This window comes from Pseudomonas sp. SAR267 (genome assembly GCF_052077595.1).
Lineage (GTDB): Bacteria > Pseudomonadota > Gammaproteobacteria > Pseudomonadales > Pseudomonadaceae > Aquipseudomonas > Aquipseudomonas vlassakiae.
On sequence record NZ_JBQIHU010000001.1, the window covers coordinates 3838750 to 3856671 of the forward strand.

16 protein-coding genes and 2 pseudogenes are annotated in these 17922 nt (G+C 59.9%); 11 read left to right on the top strand and 7 right to left on the bottom strand.

Annotated elements, in window-relative coordinates; genetic code table 11:
- Genes ACTORR_RS18020 through ACTORR_RS18030 form a run of 3 tightly spaced genes read left to right on the top strand, consistent with a single transcriptional unit; the run spans position 1 to position 3603 of the window.
- A complete protein-coding gene (locus tag ACTORR_RS18020; RefSeq protein WP_313365488.1) occupies positions 1-1515 on the top strand; it encodes a TolC family protein in 1515 nt (504 codons plus the stop codon).
- Positions 1512-2603 carry an HlyD family secretion protein gene (locus ACTORR_RS18025; RefSeq protein WP_099815033.1) on the top strand — a complete coding sequence of 364 codons (1092 nt, stop codon included), beginning with the start codon at positions 1512-1514 and terminating at the stop codon, positions 2601-2603. The genes ACTORR_RS18020 and ACTORR_RS18025 overlap by 4 nt, the downstream gene beginning before the upstream one ends.
- Entirely contained in the window at positions 2593-3603 is a 1011-nt protein-coding gene (locus tag ACTORR_RS18030; protein WP_054887454.1) for a DUF2955 domain-containing protein, read from the top strand. Before ACTORR_RS18025 ends, ACTORR_RS18030 begins: the two co-directional genes overlap by 11 nt.
- A gap of 117 nt (positions 3604-3720) precedes the next feature.
- Here the strand turns inward: ACTORR_RS18030 and ACTORR_RS18035 are convergent, their stop codons facing one another.
- Both ACTORR_RS18035 and ACTORR_RS18040 read right to left on the bottom strand, forming a co-directional pair.
- Positions 3721-5442 carry a SulP family inorganic anion transporter gene (locus tag ACTORR_RS18035; RefSeq protein ID WP_313365489.1) on the bottom strand — a complete coding sequence of 574 codons (1722 nt, stop codon included), beginning with the start codon at positions 5440-5442 and terminating at the stop codon, positions 3721-3723.
- 409 nt (positions 5443-5851) lie between these two features.
- Positions 5852-6529: a hypothetical protein gene (locus ACTORR_RS18040; RefSeq protein ID WP_175442611.1), complete on the bottom strand. Its 678-nt coding sequence runs from the start codon at positions 6527-6529 to the stop codon at positions 5852-5854.
- Between the two features lie 205 nt (positions 6530-6734).
- Between ACTORR_RS18040 and ACTORR_RS18045 the strand changes: the two genes are divergently transcribed.
- The 3 genes from ACTORR_RS18045 (at position 6735) to ACTORR_RS18055 (ending at position 9696) form a co-directional block, all read left to right on the top strand.
- Entirely contained in the window at positions 6735-8096 is a 1362-nt protein-coding gene (locus ACTORR_RS18045; RefSeq protein ID WP_009686132.1) for a hypothetical protein, read from the top strand.
- A 57-nt stretch (positions 8097-8153) separates the two neighbouring features.
- Positions 8154-8384 carry a helix-turn-helix transcriptional regulator gene (locus ACTORR_RS18050; protein ID WP_009686133.1) on the top strand — a complete coding sequence of 77 codons (231 nt, stop codon included), beginning with the start codon at positions 8154-8156 and terminating at the stop codon, positions 8382-8384.
- Between the two features lie 586 nt (positions 8385-8970).
- A complete protein-coding gene (locus ACTORR_RS18055; RefSeq protein ID WP_009686134.1) occupies positions 8971-9696 on the top strand; it encodes an inovirus Gp2 family protein in 726 nt (241 codons plus the stop codon).
- A 3-nt stretch (positions 9697-9699) separates the two neighbouring features.
- Here the strand turns inward: ACTORR_RS18055 and ACTORR_RS18060 are convergent, their stop codons facing one another.
- Positions 9700-9810 (bottom strand): DUF4113 domain-containing protein, encoded by a 111-nt coding sequence (locus ACTORR_RS18060; RefSeq protein ID WP_225850683.1) that lies wholly within the window; start codon positions 9808-9810, stop codon positions 9700-9702.
- Between the two features lie 157 nt (positions 9811-9967).
- Between ACTORR_RS18060 and ACTORR_RS18065 the strand changes: the two are divergent.
- Positions 9968-10324: pseudogene (locus ACTORR_RS18065) on the top strand (type IIL restriction-modification enzyme MmeI); the annotation flags it as partial.
- 194 nt (positions 10325-10518) lie between these two features.
- Here the strand turns inward: ACTORR_RS18065 and istB are convergent.
- From istB to ACTORR_RS18085, 4 genes and pseudogenes are all read right to left on the bottom strand, one after another.
- Positions 10519-11322 carry an IS21-like element ISPst3 family helper ATPase IstB gene (gene istB, locus ACTORR_RS18070; protein ID WP_009686136.1) on the bottom strand — a complete coding sequence of 268 codons (804 nt, stop codon included), beginning with the start codon at positions 11320-11322 and terminating at the stop codon, positions 10519-10521.
- Positions 11315-11581 (bottom strand): annotated as a pseudogene (locus ACTORR_RS18075) (IS21 family transposase); the annotation flags it as partial. The gene istB and the pseudogene ACTORR_RS18075, both read right to left, overlap by 8 nt.
- 130 nt (positions 11582-11711) lie before the next feature.
- Positions 11712-13088, bottom strand: coding sequence for a heavy metal sensor histidine kinase (locus ACTORR_RS18080; protein WP_441343750.1), 1377 nt, complete (start codon positions 13086-13088; stop codon positions 11712-11714).
- Positions 13089-13090: 2 nt separating this feature from the next.
- Positions 13091-13768 carry a heavy metal response regulator transcription factor gene (locus ACTORR_RS18085; RefSeq protein WP_004577572.1) on the bottom strand — a complete coding sequence of 226 codons (678 nt, stop codon included), beginning with the start codon at positions 13766-13768 and terminating at the stop codon, positions 13091-13093.
- Positions 13769-13975: 207 nt separating this feature from the next.
- Here ACTORR_RS18085 and ACTORR_RS18090 point away from each other — a divergent pair, with 207 nt between their 5' ends.
- The 4 genes from ACTORR_RS18090 to ACTORR_RS18105 all read left to right on the top strand — a co-directional run bounded on the left by ACTORR_RS18090 (position 13976) and on the right by ACTORR_RS18105 (position 17747).
- Positions 13976-14335, top strand: a complete 360-nt coding sequence (locus tag ACTORR_RS18090; protein ID WP_009686140.1) for a co-regulatory protein PtrA N-terminal domain-containing protein — start codon at positions 13976-13978, stop codon at positions 14333-14335.
- A gap of 166 nt (positions 14336-14501) precedes the next feature.
- On the top strand, positions 14502-15044 hold the full coding sequence (locus ACTORR_RS18095; RefSeq protein ID WP_009686141.1) for a cupredoxin domain-containing protein: 543 nt from the start codon (positions 14502-14504) through the stop codon (positions 15042-15044).
- 79 nt (positions 15045-15123) lie between these two features.
- On the top strand, positions 15124-15372 hold the full coding sequence (locus ACTORR_RS18100) for a DUF2933 domain-containing protein (RefSeq protein ID WP_009686142.1): 249 nt from the start codon (positions 15124-15126) through the stop codon (positions 15370-15372).
- A 5-nt stretch (positions 15373-15377) separates the two neighbouring features.
- Positions 15378-17747: a heavy metal translocating P-type ATPase gene (locus ACTORR_RS18105; protein ID WP_082438042.1), complete on the top strand. Its 2370-nt coding sequence runs from the start codon at positions 15378-15380 to the stop codon at positions 17745-17747.
- Positions 17748-17922: the final 175 nt, after the last annotated feature.

Consider the following 17922-nt stretch of genomic DNA (forward strand, 5'->3'; position numbering starts at 1 on the left):
ATGCCCAAGCGCTGCTATGGCCTGGGGCTGCTGATGATTCTGGCCGGCTGTACCCAGGTCGGCCCGGACTTCGAAAAGCCCCAGGACCCATGGCTGGACAGCTGGAACACGCCCCTGCTGGAGCAGGCCGGGCGCTTTGCGCCAGCACCGGACCTGCGCCAGTGGTGGCGGGTGTTCGCCGACCCTACACTCGAAGGGCTGATCGCCGAAGCCGACGCCAACAATACCAACCTGCGAGTGGCTGGCTTGCGCATTGCCGAGGCGCGGGCGCAGCTGGCCATCGTGCAGACCGGGCGTTATCCACAGCTGCAGCAATTGAACGCGCAGAGCCTGTACCTGAAGCAAGACCAGTCCGGCACCTTCACCGCCCGTGACTCGGTGTTCTGGCAGTCCAGCGTGGGCTTCGACATCGGCTGGGAGATCGACTTCTGGGGCCGTTTCAGCCGCGCCATCGAGAGTGCCGATGCGGTCTACTTCGCCTCCCAGGCCAACTACGCCGATGCCATGCTGCTGATGCGGGCGCAGGTGGCCGACACCTACTTTGCCCTGCGTACCGCCGAGGCGCGGCTGGATATTGCTCAGGAAAACGCCAAACGCCAGGAGCGCAGCCTGCAGATCACCGAACGGCTGTTTCGCCACGGCGAGAACGACGAACTCGACTGGCAGCAGGCGCGTACCCAGTACCTGGCGACCCTGGCCACCATTCCCGAGTTCGAGAACCAGCTCAACGCCTTGCGCAACGTGCTCTGTTCGCTGCTCGGCCGGCCACCGGGGCCGCTGCCCGAGCTGCAGGCGCGCCACGGACAGTTGCCGCTGCCGGACCGCGCGGTGCTGCAGGACGTGCCGGCCAGCCTGCTGCAGCGGCGCCCGGACATCCGCGTCGCTGAACAGGCAGTGGCGGCGCAATCGGCGCTGGTGGGCGTGGCCGAAGCAGAGCTTTATCCACAGCTGAGCCTGCTGGGCAGCATTGGCTGGACCTTCCTGTCGACCAGCCGCCTGCCCAACACTTTCGACCTGGCGGCGGGGCCGAGCCTGATCTGGAACCCGTTCGACTACGGCCGGCGCAAGAATGCCGTGCGGGTCGAAGACGCCCGCCTGCAGCAATTGATCGAGCTGTATCACCAGAGCGTGCGCGAAGCGGCGCACGAGGCCGACGATGCTGCCAACGGCCTGGTGCGCTCGCTGCAAAGCGCCAGCATTCGCCAGGATGCCTCGCAGGCCGCCCAGCGTTCGCTGACCCTGGCCAGTTCGCAGTACCAGGAAGGCTTTGCCGACTTCCAGCGCGTGCTCGACGCCCAGCAGCTGCTGTTGCAGCAGCAGGACGGCTACCTGGTCAGCCGTGGCAATGCGGTGAGCAGCCTGGTGAGTTTGTACAAGGCACTGGGCGGCGGCTGGGACAACAACCGCAAACCGATCGACCCTGTTACCCGCCAGAAGATGCAAAACCGTACCGATTGGGGCGACCTGCTCGACGAGCCGGCCCCCGCCGACCCCGCACAAGGTGAGCCGAAATGAGTGATTCTGCGCAGAAGCCGCCAGCCCCCGATCGCGGCATGCGCTGGGTGTTGATCCTGATCGCTGTCAGCCTGGTCTGGTACCTGCTGGCCGACCGTTTCACGCCCTACACCCAACAAGCCCGGCTGCAGGCCTACGTGGTACCGGTGGCCGCCGAAGTGGCCGGGCAGATCAAGCGCGTGGCGGTGGGCAACAACCAGGAAGTGCGCCAGGGCGATGTGCTGTTCGAACTCGACCAGGAACAGTACCGCATCGCCCTGGCCCGCGCTGAAGCCGACCTGGACACCGTGCGCCGGCAGATCGGCGCCAGTACCGCCGGCATCGACTCGGCCCAGGCCGCGCTGGTGGCGGCCCAGGCCAACGAACGCAAGGCGCGCCAGGATGCCGAGCGGCTCAAGCGCTTGATCGATGAAGACCCGGGCACGGTATCGGTGCGTCGTCTGGAAGGTGCGCAGGCCACCCGTGACCAGGCCATCAGCCAGGTGGCAGCCGCCCGCGCCGAGGTCGAACGGGCCCGCGAGCAGCAGGGCGGGGCCGACGCCGATAACGCTCAACTGCGCAGCGCCGCGGCCAACGTGGAAAAGGCGCGCCTGGACCTGGCCCGCACCGTGGTGCGCGCCGACGCCAACGGTTTGATTACCGACCTGCGCACCGACGTGGGCCACTACGTGGGTGCCGGCAGCCCGATGATGACCCTGATCACCATCCACGACGTGTGGATCAGTGCCGACATGACCGAGAACAACCTCGGTCGCCTGCGCCCCGGCGCGCCGGTGCTGGTGGTACTCGATGCCTTGCCCGGCACCGTGTTGAAGGGGCAGATCCGCAGCATTGGCTATGGCGTGAGCGTCGGCCAGCCTGCGCCCCCTGGGGCCTTGCCAACAGTGCAGAACAGCCGCGACTGGCTGCGTTCGGCGCAGCGCTTCCCGGTGATCGTCGAACTCGACCGTGATCAGCTCAAAGACAAGTCCGGATTGCGTGTGGGTGGCCAGGCCGAAGTCATGGCCCTGCCCAGCGAAGGCAACCCGCTGAACCTGCTGGGTCGCGTGTTCATGTGGCTGATGAGCTGGCTGTCGTATGCCTATTGAGCTGCGCCGCCTGCGCGCGCTGCGCCTGGCCTGGGGAGTGGCGCTGTGCCTGGCGACCAGCTTTGGCCTGGGCCTGCCGGTGCCGATCCTGGCGCCGGTGTTTGCGGTGCTGTTGCTGGCCATGCGCAGCGAGCCGCTGCCGTTCAAGGCGGCGCCGGCACTGGCGATCCTGGTATTGCTCAGTTGCGGCAGCGGCCTGTTGCTGATTCCGCTGTTGCGCCATGCTCCGGTGAGCGGGGTGCTGCTGGTCGGCGTGGGGGTGTTCCTGGTCTTGCGCTACGCGCTCAAGGGCGGCAATGGCCTGCTGGCCAACCTGCTGGTGATCGGCCTGACCATGATCGCGGCGGCTGGCACCAGCGATTTTACCCTGGCGCTGTCGGTGGTCGAGGCGTTGGCCAAGGGCATGCTATTGGCGGTGTTGGGGAGCGCGTTGGCCCATGTGCTGTTTCCTGAGCCGCCCGGCGCGCCTGTGCAGCCGTCGCCGCCCTTGCTGGACAGCGCGGATGTCGGCTGGGTTGCCCTGCGCGCCACGCTTATCGTGATGCCGGCGTTTCTGCTGGCGTTGATCGCCCCGGATCAGTTCATGCCGCTGATCATGAAGGCGGTGAGCCTGGGGCAGCAGGCCGGGGAGACGCGGGCGCGGCATGCCAGCCGCGAGCTGATCGGCTCGACCTTGCTGGCTGGGCTACTGGCAATGCTGGTGTGGGGCGCGTTGAGCCTGTTCGTTCACCTGTGGATGTTCTTTCTATGGGTGCTGCTGTTCGTCCTCTGGCAGGCGCGCAGGCTTTACCGTGCGGTGCAGACCCGGCAGAGCCCGGCGTACTGGGTGAGCTGCCTGACGACCATGCTGATCCTGCTCGGGCAGTCGGTGCAGGACAGTGCTGGCGGGCAGGATGTGTACAAGGCGTTTGCCGTGCGCATGGCGCTGTTCGTGGCGGTGTCGCTGTATGCCAGTGCCATGCTGATCTGGATCGACCGGCGCCGGGTTCGGGCTGCCTAGCCCCCCTGCACCGGCCTATTCGCGGGCACGCCCGCTCCCACAGGTACAGCGTCGCTGATGGGATCACACACACCCTGTGGGAGCGGGCAAGCCCGCGAAGAGGCCGGTACAGGCAACTCAGGGCTTCCAGTCAATCCCGGTATCTGCCAGGTAGGCATCCACCGCCGCCCCGACCGTAGGGTGAAACGCCCGCTCCCCCATATGCTCGAACAACTCGAAGCGCTTCATCTTGTCTTTCACCGGGTCTTTCATCTCGGCAAACTGCAGCTCCACCCCCCGAGCTTCCAGCGCCCGATCCAGCTCGGCGAGCATGTCTGCCGAAGTGATATCGATGCTGGTCACAGGTTCCGCTGCAATCACCAGCCGCTGCACCGGAGTCGGCGATTCGTCCACCGCCGCCAGCACCGTACCCTGGAACTGCTCGGCGTTGGCGAAGAACAGCGGCGCATCCCAGCGCAGCAGCACCAGCCCGGGAATCCGCCGGGCCTGTGGATAACGTTTCACGTCGTGGTAGCCGCGGGTGCCATCGACCCGCCCGAGCACGGCGAAATGCGGCCTCCAGCCGTCCCACAGGAATTCGATCACCGAGATCGCCACGGCAATGCAGATACCCGGGATGGCACCGAACACCGCGACGCCGACGAAGCAGGTGAACGACAGCCAGAACTCCCATTGCTGCATGCGGAAGATGCGCTTGAGGTCGGCGAACTCGAACAGCCCCAAAGCGGCGGCGATGACCACGGCAGCCAAGGCGCTGTTGGGCAGGTGCTGCATCAGGTTGGGGGCGACCAGCAGCAACAGGGTCACCGCCAGCGCGCCGATGATGCCGGTCAGCTGGGTTTTCGAGCCCGCTGCCTCGGCCACCGGGGTACGTGACGAGCTGCTGCTGATGGGGATGCCCTGGAACAGGCCGGAGGCCAGGTTGGCAACGCCCAGGCCGAACATCTCCTGGTTGGGGTTGACCGGTGTCTTGAGCCGCGCGGCATAGGAGCGCGACAGCACGCTGGTGTCGGCAAACGACACCAGGGCAACGGCAATCCCGCCCAGCACCACTTCGACCAGGTCGATGTCGCTTACCCACGGTAAAGCGAAGCGCGGCAGGCCCTGAGGTAACGGGCCGAGTATCTTGACGCCCATCTGAGCAAGGTTGAACAGGCTCACGGCCAAGGTTGCCAGCACCACGGCGATGAGGATTCCAGGGATGCGCTTGAAAGGCTTGAGCAGCAGGATCAGCACCAGGCTGCCTGCGCCGACCATGAAGCTCGGCCAGTGCCCTTGGCCGGCGAGCAGTGCCTGGCCAAGGTGCCAGAGGTCGCGCAACGGTCCCTGGCTGTCGACTTTGATGCCAAACAACTTGGGCAACTGGCTGATCAGCACGGTGAGCGCAATACCGTTCATGTAGCCGTAGCGGATCGGCTTGGACAGCAGCTCGGTGATGAAGCCCAGGCGCAGCAGCCCGGCGATCATGCAGAAGGCGCCGGCCACCAGGGCCATCAGGCTGGCGATGGCGATGGCGCGCTGCGGGTCGCTGGCGGCGTACTGCACGACCACCGCCAGGATTGGTGCGGCCAGTGCCGAGTCCGGGCCGAGCACCAGGATGCGGCTGGGGCCGAACAGGGCGTAGGCCAGCAGCGGGATGATGGTAGCGTACAGGCCGTAGATGCCCGGTACCCCGGAAGCTTCGGCGTAGGCGATGCCGACCGGCACCAGCATGGTGGTCAGCACCAGGCCGGCGGCGATGTCCTTGGGTAGCCAGGCGGGCTGGTAGTGCAGCAGGGTGGCCAGGCCGGGGAGCCAGCGCTGCCAGTCGAAGCCCGAGCGGGGAGGCGTTTCATGCATGGTCGAGGCTCCTGGGAGGAGGGCGCATGAAGCGCTAGGTGGTCCTTTAGATACTCTGCTTAGATGCAGAAAGTTGGGGCCGCTCTGCGGCCCTTTCGCGACACAAGGCCGCTCCTACAAGTACAGCGCAATTATCCAGATTTCGCTGTATCTGTAGGAGCGGCCTTGTGTCGCGAAAGGGCTGCAAAGCAGCCCCGGCAATCGTGCAGGAGAAGCTCAAAGACAAAACCCCTTGAAACCATGGGCCTCAAGGGGTTTTCAGTGCTGCAGACTGCCGTTTAGACGTTATCCACTAAGTCAGGCCTGAGGCGGCCACCAGTCCTGAGGGAGTTTCAATTTCTGAAAATTATGTACCCGGTTTTGTACCCGGTTTTGTGCTTCGTGCCTGCTTCAGTGCGAGGTGAGATGATTAGCGCTCGTCATGCCCTCGGTCAGTTGTCACTGCGTCTCTGAAGGCAATGTAGGCTAGCTTGTCCTTTAGGTCTTTCATTTTGGACTCCACAAGCTTCGACACATCCTCATCGCTTGCGGTGGGTGGCGTTTCGTCAGGCCACATTAGCTCCCATTGAACTAAAAGCCTCAGATACCGCTCGGCGTATTTCAACGCCTCGTCCCGTTGAGCGGTCATGGTCGCAACTGTCTGGGCTGCGTTCTTTTGCTCGCGCGCGACTGATTCCTTGAGCAGCTTTTTGTAATCCCTCTCGGCCTCGGCGGCCAGTCCTTCTCTTTCTATAAGCGCAGTGATTACTGCGGTCTCGTCAGTGTCATGTCGCTTTGCGATTGAGCTCAGCTTGGTAAGGGTTTGTTTGCTGAGGCTGAATGTCCGAGGTTTTCGACCATTGCTGTCAGAGCGGTAGCGACGCTGCCGTATAGCTCCCTGTAGTCTTATGATCAGGTCCAGCCTGTCCTCTTGGATCTGCCTGATAGCAGCAACGACGTTCTCGTAGGTCGCAAACCGGGTAAACGCATCGCCCTTGAGCCTCCTCATGTACTCGGCATCGAGCCGGTGCCTGAGGTAATCGGCTGCCCATTCCCACTCACCATCCTGCTTGCGCAGCCACTTCAGTGGTTTCTCATTTTCTGACATCTCATCCTCCAGGCGGGCCATTTGGGCTATGAGTCAAAGCCAATCCTTCGGGAAAGATTTATACCGTTACTGTTTCGTTACGCAACCGTTATCAGCTTTGATACTGATATGTGAGTAAAACGTTACGTGTTGTTATATGAGCCGTTACTGTAACTAAGATATCGTGTATATAGGGTATATTTACGAGTTAAAAATTGGAGGTTCTATGCTTACCAGGCTTCTTGATGCGAAGCTAAGGCCGGGTGATCCAGATGCTAAATTTCTGCTCATTGCATTCTGGAAGCACTATGGCTCCGTGACGCCTAAGCCTCGTTCGCAGAAGCAATTGGCTGAAGACCTGCGGCTTCCGGTGCAAGCCGTTTCAAAAGCGGTTGCCCAACTGGTTGATGTGGGGGTACTGCGAGTCGTTACTCAGCCCGAAGGGAAGGGGCGGCCAAGGTGTACCTACGAGATGAGCAAAGCTATCCAGTCGGCTCTGCGGGATGTCGAGGAAAGGACGCTGAACCACCCCGGTTTGGTCAAGCATGTCTTGGGTGGCGAGCGCATCAGGGCCATCTGGTCTGGCTGGAAGGACGATGCGCCGACTGCGAAGGAGCTCAACACACGCTCGCGAGACGAGAAGCGAGTTGCTCCAGTGCGGCAGGGGAAGCTCAGCTTGGCGAATCGTTTGCTGCTCATGATATTGCTAAGCCATGCAGATCCGTTTGGGGTTGCCAGGGGGCTGAGTAGCAAGGAGCTCTGCTTGCTGACGGGAATGGATGCGGCCTCTCTCAAGCAGCGCTTGCGCAGGCTTACGGAGCTGGGATTCATTCGTAGACACATACCTGGGTTGGCGAGTCCGATTTTCGCTGAGAAGCTCAGGAGCGTTTATTGGCTTAATCTGAACCACCTTCAGCTTTCACCTGCTGACGACGTTGTTTCCGTCGTGGTGCATAAGAAGGCCGCCGATCAAGACATCGACTACAAGTTTTTGGCTGGCGTCAGACTTGATCGCAACTCCTTCCTAAGGCGAGGGGAATATTTGGCACCTCGCAGCGTGGTTCGTCTCTTCAGGCGAGCGCCAGATCATGCGTTTGATCAGCTTGAGCTTTTTATTTGTGACTGCGTATTGGGCTTTCTGTCGCGCCACTGGGTTCAGGCTGATTCCGCCGGATGGGGAAAGGTGCGCGGTGTGGACTCGACGGTGAAGGAGCAAGTGGCAGCATTCTTTCGCCTGCCGATGCTTGATCCCAAGGACAAAGCGATTCTGGACCACGAGGAGATTTTCGACTTCCTCCACCACCAAGTCCTTGAGCTGGCCAGAGAGGTGGTCCAACGTTTTTCGCAGGTATCCAGCATTGATCTGGCCAGGGTTAGCTACATCTTGGTCCCGGCGCATGTGTCGACTGGCCACCGTTGCATCGCTCTGTTGACTGAAAGAGCCTCGGACGAAGGTCTGGCCAAGCATTGGATGGTCACCAAGGGGTGCGATGATCCTGTGGTGAAAAGCGTGTTGAGGGAGGTGGATATTCCGCTGGAGCTGCGCGAAAAGTCAGGGTTGCTCACGCCGGCACGAGCTGCTGGGTAACAGGCAGTTTTTTTATACGGCCCTCGCAAATCCTCTGAGCCACAGAGGAGCCTGCTCATGCGAATCATCCGTCTGAAAGAAGTCATCGACTCGACCGGCCTGTCTCGGTCGACCCTGTACAAGTACATCTCGGAAGGCACCTTCCCGAAACCGGTATCGCTGGGCGACCGCTGCGTCGGCTGGGTCGATAGCGAGGTGCACGATTGGATCCTGGCTCGGATCGAGGAGCGTGACCAAGCCGAGGGTACTGCAGTACGTCCCACCGGCCACCTGAGCATGGCTAGCTAGAACTGACCACCTGTGCCATGACCAGTCGGAGCTGGTCATGGCGCTTATGCCGGCTGCCTGATTCTGGCTGCTCGGCGATCTTCAGAAAGCCGGAGCAATGTTGCTCCCCATCGATCCGGCAGACTCTGGCTAGGCATCGGTCTCCATGGGCTTTTGGTCTGGTTTATGTCCGGAATACGTCTTCAGCAAAAAATGCCGTTGCGGCTTGGTGCGCAGTGTGGATTTTTCCGAGCCAGCCGGAGCTGTCAGTTGCGGTGTGGGTAGTATGCTTTTACTAGCTATTCCTACCCGAAGGGTTCTTGCCTCATTAACCGTGCAGTAGCAAGCTTCACCGACCAGATCCCATGTACCTGGAGGGGCTTAATCATCTGGCACTGAAGCACTATCTGAAGGGGCAATTATCCGGGGGATCTACCAACCACCAAGCAACACGATCAGTTCACCACGGGAGACCAGCTACCCATTCATCGCGGATGAGCTTCGTCACCGAGCATCCAGTCGAGGGTGATCAGGCAGGGAAATGTATCCAGTAAATTAAAACTCCGCAGGCATGGCTTATGAAACTCAACCATGAGAGGTCATAACCATGCTCAACGATACCGACACCGCCCAACGCTACCCACTCCGTCATCCAGCCAATACCAATCTGCATCTGCACTACGACGACACCTTTGAGGGCTTCCGCTTGATGCGTGACAAGGGGCCTTTCATTCGTGAGCACCTGTCCGATCTCAAGCGCACCATAGACCTGGCATTAGCTGAGTATCCGAGGGTCTTAGCCTTCAGAGTTGACCTCCACTTGCCTCAAGGCGTCCTGCTACCTGACTACGCCTATACGAACCAGGTCATCAGCCGATTCTTCGAATCGTTTACGAAGAAGATCCAGTACCACCAGGAACGAGTGGCTGATCGTGGCTATTCGCGTGGCTGCAAAGTACGGTACGTCTGGTCGAGAGAAATAGGTCAGGCAGGCCGGCAGCATTATCACCTGCTGATCCTGTTGAACCGCGATGCCTATTACACCCTGGGGCTGCTGCGCTCAGAGAGGGTCAACATGATCAGCCGGATAGAAGAGTCATGGGCCAGTGCACTGCGGTTGTCGAAGCATGAGGTCGACGGGCTGGTACATATCCCCGACAATCCAACGTATCGGATAGATCGGCATCCCCGTATGCGGAAGGTTGCATGGTCAGAACACAAGGTTCTTGTTGATGAGCTACCGGATCTGTTCCACCGGGCCAGCTACCTGTGTAAGAAAGCGACCAAGTCCTACGGGGATCGTCAGCGAGGATTCGGCACTAGCCGAGGGTAGTGGCTAGTTCGCCTTTGCGACCATTAACTCAGACCAGCGAGTGGTGTAGGCGGGGGATAGCAGTTTTCTTCGCATAGCCCACTCGACTGGCTTGGCGATGCGTCCTGGCTGCAGCGTTCCACGTCCTCAGCAGTTTTTGATAGCTTCCATGGGGCACAGGATCATTTTCACATGCCAATGCTCGTTCCTTTATCATCCATGCACTTTGCATGGATGGTGGGCCTAAAGGCCCCCTGTGCCGCCTTGGCAGCAGTGATCGGAACAGCCCTATATGAACGCCGTAGAAATCGAACAAGCCATCACCGACCTGGCCAGCCAGCCGTTTGACCGGGTCGAGTTCCCTTATGCCTTCCTGCAGGCTTTCGGTAACAAGGAAACCACCCTCAAGCGCCTGCGTTCGGGTGCAACCAATAAGTCCGATCTGGGCGGCGTACTGCAGACCAGCAATATCCATTTGGCTGTGTGTGAGCCAGGCAAGGTCACCGAAACCCTGGCGGCACTGAAGGCCAGCCCCGCGACGGCCCGTGCCAAGGCTAAATATGTGCTCGCTACCGATGGCGAGACGCTGGAAGCTGAGGAGCTGGAAAGCGGCGAGACGGTCGCCTGCGACTACCCGCAGTTTCCTGACTGTTGGCGCTGATGGAAAATTGACCCACCCTGCCGATTGAAATTTGACCCAGGGCGGATTGCTGATTTTGTTACCAGCAACTGTGGATAAGTCTACCAGCGCAGCTGCTGTTGCCCCCACTCCCTCGCTGTCCCAGTTCAGCTGTTGAAGACCTGCCACATGCAGCCATGCAGCAGGCCGTCGTCACCATGAAATCAGAACGGCTCATCGTCCTCCGGTTCCTGGCCGCCCTTACGCTTTCGCTCCCGTGATTTGATCTTGGCCTGGGCCGCCAAGCTACTGTGTTGCAGGCGATAGGACTCGTTACCGGTTTCGACGATGTGGCAGTGGTGGGTCAGCCGATCCAGCAGGGCGGTGGTCATCTTGGCGTCGCCGAACACGCTCGACCATTCGGCGAAGCTCAGGTTGGTGGTGATCACCACGCTGGTGTGTTCGTACAGCTTGGACAGCAGGTGAAACAGCAACGCACCGCCAGCCTGGCTGAACGGCAGATAACCCAGTTCGTCGAGGATGACCAGATCCATGCGCAGCAGTGCCTGGGCGATCCGCCCGGCTTTGCCGTCGTGTTTTTCGCGCTCCAGCAGATTGACCAGATCGACCGTGGAGTAGAAGCGCACGCGCTTGCCATGCCGGGTGATGCCGGACACGGCCAGTGCGGTGGCCAGGTGGGTTTTACCGGTGCCTGGGCCGCCGATCAGCACCACGTTCTGCGCGGTGTCGGTAAAGCTCAGATTGGCCAGCTCGCTGATCAAGCGAGCGTCGGCGCTGGAGGCGCTGAAGTCGAAGCCGGCCAGATCGCGGTGCATCGGCAGCTTGGCCATGTTCATCTGGTGGCTCACCGAGCGCATGGCGCGATCTGTGTGCTCTTGTTTCAGCAGGTGTTCGAGCAGCCACTTGGACGAGGCTGTGTTCGACTCACCCTGTGCAGTTAACTCCGCCCAGGCCGTGGCCATGCCGTGCAGGCGCAGCTCCTTGAGTTCCGCCATCAAATCACGCATGACCGACCCCCTCGGCCTGGCCACGCAGGCGGTCGTAGCGCGCCGTGTTAGCGACGGGGGCTTCCTCGAGCGACAAGTGGGTTTCGACGCTGGGTGGTGGTTCGGATGCTGTCAGCCGTGCCACGACATTGAGGATGTGTTCGGCGCTCAGGCTGCCGCTCTCCAGTACCAGCTCAACGGCTACCAGCACGGCATCGAGTCCGGCGACCGGTACGGCAGCCAGGACTTGCGCCATGATCCGGTCACCGCCGGCATGACGCTTTGTCAGCTCACCGCTCGTTACCTATCTGGATGGCGAATGCAATCTGCGCTCAGTCGAGTTGCACCTGCACCCACCCTGTCAAGTTGGGCTAGCGGTTAGCTGTAGCCTACTTACCGCCAGACCGGCATTATCTGGGATGGGGCAATTCGATGTGAAAGCCCGTGAGGCTAGCCGCTGAGGTGCACCAGATGCGGCCTTTGTGAGCCTCAATGATGGATCGGGTGATTGCAAGCCCGAGCCCGGCGTTGCTCGGGCTGCCCTCCCGCCGAGCGGGGTCAACCCGGTAAAAACGGTCGAAGAGCTTCTCTAGATGCTCTGAGCTGATTGTGTCCCCTGGGTTCTCGATACTGAAGGTAGTGGAGTCCTCTGTCTCGCGGATCAGAACCGAAATTGTCTGTCCCGCCGGCGTGTAGCGCAGCGCATTGGACAGCAAGTTGGATAGCGCGCGATCAAGCATCAGCCGATCTCCCAGCACTTGGCCTTTGCCTGTGAGCGATAGCTCAATGCCGCGCTCTTCGGCCAGAAGGTGGTAGTAGTCAAACAGCTTGAAGACTACGTCAGCCAGTTCGATCCTGGCCTGCTCGGGGATGATCAGGCCATTATCAGCCTTGGCCAAGAACAGCATGTCATCAATCATCCGAGACATGCGCTTCAAGTCCTCCAGGTTGGAGTACAGATTCTCCTCATAGGCATTGATATCGCGTTTTTTACTCAGCACGACCTCGGTGTGGGTCATCAGATTGCTGACTGGAGTTCGTAGCTCGTGGGCAATGTCGGCCGAAAAATTGGAGAGCCTAACGAAGGCATCCTCTAGCCGAGCCAACATCGCATTGAAGGAGAGAACCAGTTGCTGAAGTTCCCGCGGCACTGGTTCGAGAGGGATTCGCTCCTGTAACGAGCGAGCGGACATCCCGGAGGCCACATGAGTGACTTGCCGCAGAGGCCTAAGGCCGCTGCGAGCAACCACCCAGCCGAGTGCGGCACTGAACAGGGCGCTGATGACCAATCCAATCCAAAACCATCGTTGCAGCGTGTCGAAAAAGTGTGTGTGATTGGTGACGTCAAGAATCAGCAACGCAGTGAGCGGCTCAGCCTGATCGGCTACCGAGATTTGCTCCGTCATGCCACGGTACATGTGTTGGCCGTTCTGCCACTCCCACATGCTCTGCTCATTTGCACGTCTGAAACGCTCAGGTACTTCGACTGCTCTGGGGTCGGAAAACAGTACAGAACCGTCACTGGCCAGGATAGTGGCGGCCAGATCCTGATGGGCTCCCAGCAAAGCTCGCAACTGCGGTAATTCTTCCGAAAGGCTCGCTTCACCGCGAGCATTGTTGAGGATATTTTTGGCGGATTCGAGTTTCTCCACCAGGGCCTGCCGATCCAGCATCTTGAAGTGGTGCTGGCTGAGCATATTGAAACTCAGCCCTGCTACCGTCAGGACTGCAATTACCGCGGACATGAACATCAGGCTCATGCGTGCGGTCAGCGAAAGGTGCTTCATATTCACTCCGGAGCATCCATCATGTATCCCATGCCGCGGGCGGTATGAATCAGCTTGAGATCGAAATCGTCATCGATTTTTGCGCGTAGCCGGCGTACCGCAACCTCAATGACATTGGTGTCGCTGTCGAAATTCATGTCCCAAACCTGAGAGGCAATCAGCGACTTCGGGAGCACCTCGCCGCGCCGGCGCAGTAGCAGTTCCAGCAGTGAAAACTCCTTCGCGGTCAGGTCAATTCGTTTACCGCCGCGGATGGCGCGACGCTTCATCAGATCGACTTCCAAATCGGCAATTTTCATCGTTGTTTGCGTGGGTGAGCCATTGCCTCTACGCAGCAGCGTTCTGACCCTGGCCAGAAGTTCTGAGAAAGCAAATGGCTTGATCAGGTAGTCGTCCGCGCCCAGCTCCAACCCTTTAACGCGGTCCTCCACACCATCGCGTGCCGTCAAGAACAATACGGGGACGTCTTTTCCTGCGGCGCGCACCATGCGCAGCACTTCCCACCCGTCCAGCCCAGGCATCATCACATCCAGGATCAGGAGGTCATAGGACTCACTCAGAGCGTGCTGTAGAGCATCTGTACCGGTCATAACCCGGTCGACATTGAAGCCCGCTTCACTGAGGCCTTGCTGCAGGTATGCACCGGTTTTGGGTTCATCTTCAGCTACCAGTAGTTTCATGCGAGCAGACTCCAAATATCGGGTGGCCTGAGTTTGCAGGCAAACCGCGGCCCCAACCAGAAGCTTACGAAAATGTAATTCTGGCTTCAGCTCGCTGACAGGGTGGCTTGTCTAAGGTGCAAGCATGAGCACTAGGTTGTGCTCTCGGCCCTCGACAGACCAAAAGCAGAGGTGCCGGCCATAGTTTGCACTGATGGAGACTGTCCCATGAAATCGCTGAAACCTTTGCTTCTGGTTGGCTCGCTACTGCTCTCTTCTATGGCTTGGGCCGAGGGGGGCAGCGACCGTGTATTCGAGCGCATCCAGCAGATGCGCGACAAAGCAGAAGTCGTGCTGAACCAGGCGGAGAAGGCCCCGGTCGGCGAGCGGCATGTGCACATGAAGGCGCATATGAACATGCTCGAAGACATCATGAGCCAGCTGCACAACGAGCATCCCGCGCCGAACATGTCTGCCGAAGAGCATCTGGCCTGGATGGAAAAGCATGACAAGTTGGTAGACGACGTGCTGGGTCAAATGATTCGAGAGCACAAGTTGATGATGGCCGATAAGGAATGCCATCAGTAAAGATTTCCCCCATCTTCCAGGCCTTTCGTGATTGCTCCTTTGGCCTAGCGGCGCCTCTATGGCGCCGTGCTTTTTCCCAGCTGACGCAGTTGTAGATTTGGGGGCAGCGGCCTGGCAGCAAGCGAGTAATAGCATGAGATTTCCAGCATCCCAGCGAGGTCTAACCATGAAACGCCTACCCCTCAAATCCCTTTCTTTGATCACCACCGTGGGTTTGCTATTCAGCGCAGCCAACGCGATGGCCAGCCCGGGCCACAACAAAGACAGCATCGGCCAGTCGGGAGATAGTCAGGCAGTAGATCGCACCATCGAGGTACGGATGGGGGACATCTTCTTTGAACCCAAGGCAATGGAAATCAAGGCGGGCGAGACGGTTCGCTTCGTACTGCTGAACGAGGGAGCCCTGCTGCACGAGTTCAACCTTGGCAAAGCGGCATCCCATGCTGCGCATCAGAAAGAGATGGCTGCGATGTTTCAGAACGGCACGCTGTCCCCGACTGCAGCGCATGACATGAGCAAAATGGACCACGCCATGGGCGGCATGAAGATGGTCGGCATGGAGCACGACGATCCCAACAGCGTTCTGGTCGAGCCAGGTGCACGCGAAGAGCTGATCTGGACCTTCTCCGACGCTACTGATCTGGAGTTCGCCTGCAATGTTCCTGGACATTATCAGTCGGGAATGGTCGGTAAGGTGACCGTACGCTGAACTCCATTGATACGCGTCAACTCTGCCTGGCCAGAGCAACCTATGCTGATTCTATGGTCATTGAACCGAGGCTATTGTCATGGATCACACGCACCACACTGGCACTACGGAACCACCTTTTTGGAAGAGCAAGATTGGCATCGCACTGATCATGCTGGCCGTAATCGGCATCTTCTATGTCGCGCGCGAGCATTACGGTCATCTTTCGCAGGCTTTGCCATACCTCATCCTGCTGCTATGCCCGCTGATGCATCTGTTTGGCCACAATCATGGCGGGCACTCCCACTCCAGCGGAGCCGCAGTTTCCAAGGACGAGGATAGGAAGTAACTCGAATGCAAAAGACCTCCTGCCATCATGACCAGGGCCATGCACATCACTCGCACGGCCATCCAGAGAGCCCACGCGATCCGGTGTGTGGCATGGAGGTCAAATCTGATAGTCCTTACCAGGAGAACTTTGAGGGAAGGGCCTATCGGTTCTGCAGTACAAAATGCCAGGAGAAGTTCCAGGCAGCCCCTCATCAGTACATGAGCCATCAATCGCATGCCGGGCACCACCAGCATGCCGCTCCGCCAGAGTACTCAACTCAGGCAGGACTGGGGGCTGAATACACCTGCCCGATGCATCCCGAGATTCGCCAACCGAGCCCTGGCAACTGCCCGATCTGTGGGATGACGCTCGAACCCGTCATTCCAGAGCTGGAGGACGAAGAAAATCCGGAGCTGAAAGACTTTTCGCGACGGTTCTGGTGGACTCTGCCATTGACCGTCATCGTGACCGTGCTGGCGATGGCTGGTCATTCCTTGCAGCTGTTCCATGGAACATCCCAGAACTGGGTTGAGCTGGTTCTGGCAACGCCCGTGACGCTTTGGGGTGGCTGGGTATTTTTCACTCGCGGAATAGACTCCATCCGGCAACGCAGCCCTAATATGTGGACCCTGATCGGATTAGGAACTGCAGCCGCCTACCTCTACAGCGTGGCAGCCACCCTGGTGCCGCAGTGGTTCCCGGCGGCCTTCGTTCAGGATGGACGCATCGGCGTCTACTTCGAGGCCGCCGCGGTGATCATCTCGCTCACGCTGTTGGGCCAGATGCTCGAACTCAAAGCCCGCTCGCAGACCTCTGCCGCCATTAAGTCACTGCTGGGATTGGCCCCCAAGACTGCCCGGCGCATCAGGCCTGACGGCCAGGAAGAAGATATTCCGCTGACCCACGTCCATCTGGGTGACCACTTGCGTGTCCGGCCGGGCGAAAAAGTCCCGGTGGATGGCACCGTGCTGGAGGGCGAGAGCGCTGTCGACGAGTCGATGCTCACCGGCGAGCCGGTGCCCGTCACCAAGCGGGCAGGGGATACCCTCATCGGTGCCACCCTGAACACCCACGGCAGCCTGGTGATGGAAGCGCAGAAGGTGGGCGCCGAAACCATGTTGTCGCAGATCGTCCAGATGGTGGCTAAGGCCCAGCGTTCCAAGGCGCCCATGCAGCGTATGGCCGATGCCGTGGCAGGGTATTTCGTGGTGGGGGTGATCCTGATCGCGATCCTGACATTTTTTGGCTGGGGGGTGTTCGGGCCGGAATCAGGTTGGGTATTTGGCCTGATCAACGCTGTGGCCGTACTGATCATTGCCTGCCCATGCGCCCTGGGCTTGGCAACGCCGATGTCGGTCATGGTCGCGACCGGCAAGGCCGCCAGCAGCGGTGTGTTGTTCCGCGATGCCAGCGCTATCGAGAACCTCTGCAAAATCGACACCTTGATCGTCGACAAGACCGGGACACTGACGCAGGGGCGGCCGGCCTTTCATAGTGCAGAGGGAACCGGGCCGTTCGACTCGGTCAAGGTTCTGCGCTTGGCCGCAAGCCTCGACCAGGGCAGCGAGCATCCGCTGGCGCATGCCATTGTCGATCATGCGCGTGAACAGGGTCTTGCCCTGGTGAAACCGGAGACCTTCGAATCTGGCTCAGGTATTGGTGTACGCGGACAGGTCGATGGCCATCAACTGCAGCTTGGGAACACAGCGTTGATGGAGGAGGCGGGCGTCGATATTACTCCGCTGCGTAACCGTGCAGAGCAACTGCGCCTGGAGGGCATCAGCATCATCTATCTGGCCGTCGATGGTCGCCTGGCGGGTCTCCTGGCCGTTTCCGATCCAATCAAACCGACCTCCCAACAGGCTGTTGCTCAACTCCAGAACGCTGACGTGAAGGTCATCATGGCCACTGGCGATGGCCTCACCACAGCAAGAGCCGTGGCGAAGCAGTTAGGCATCGAGGAGGTGCATGGCGAGGTGAAACCGCAGGACAAGGAGAAATTAGTCGCCGAACTGCAGAGCTATGGCCGGCGTGTTGCCATGGCGGGCGACGGCATCAACGATGCGCCGGCCTTGGCCAGGGCCGACGTAGGCATCGCTATGGGCACGGGCACCGACGTGGCGATGAACAGCGCCCAAGTGACCCTGGTCAAGGGAGACCTGATGGGCATCCTGCGGGCGCGCACCTTGTCGGTGGCCACGGTGAAGAACATGAGGCAGAACCTTGCCTTTGCATTCCTCTACAACGCGATGGGAATCCCGCTAGCGGCCGGGCTGCTGTATCCGCTGACAGGACATCTTCTGTCGCCCTTGATCGCTGCTCTGGCAATGAGCGTCAGTTCAGCCTCGGTGGTTTTCAATGCGCTTAGGTTGAAAGCAACGGACGTTGGCTAGTCTGCTAGACAAGACGATGTGCCTACCTGCAGGGCGATTTTTTAAATGCGCATCTGACCGGAAAATACCGTACGGTAGCTTGCAACTTGACCTATCAGTCGCATCACCTGATGACGAGGGGACGTTCTATGGATCGTTCCCGCTGCGAGTAGGAGACTGACAGTCGTTACCCCAT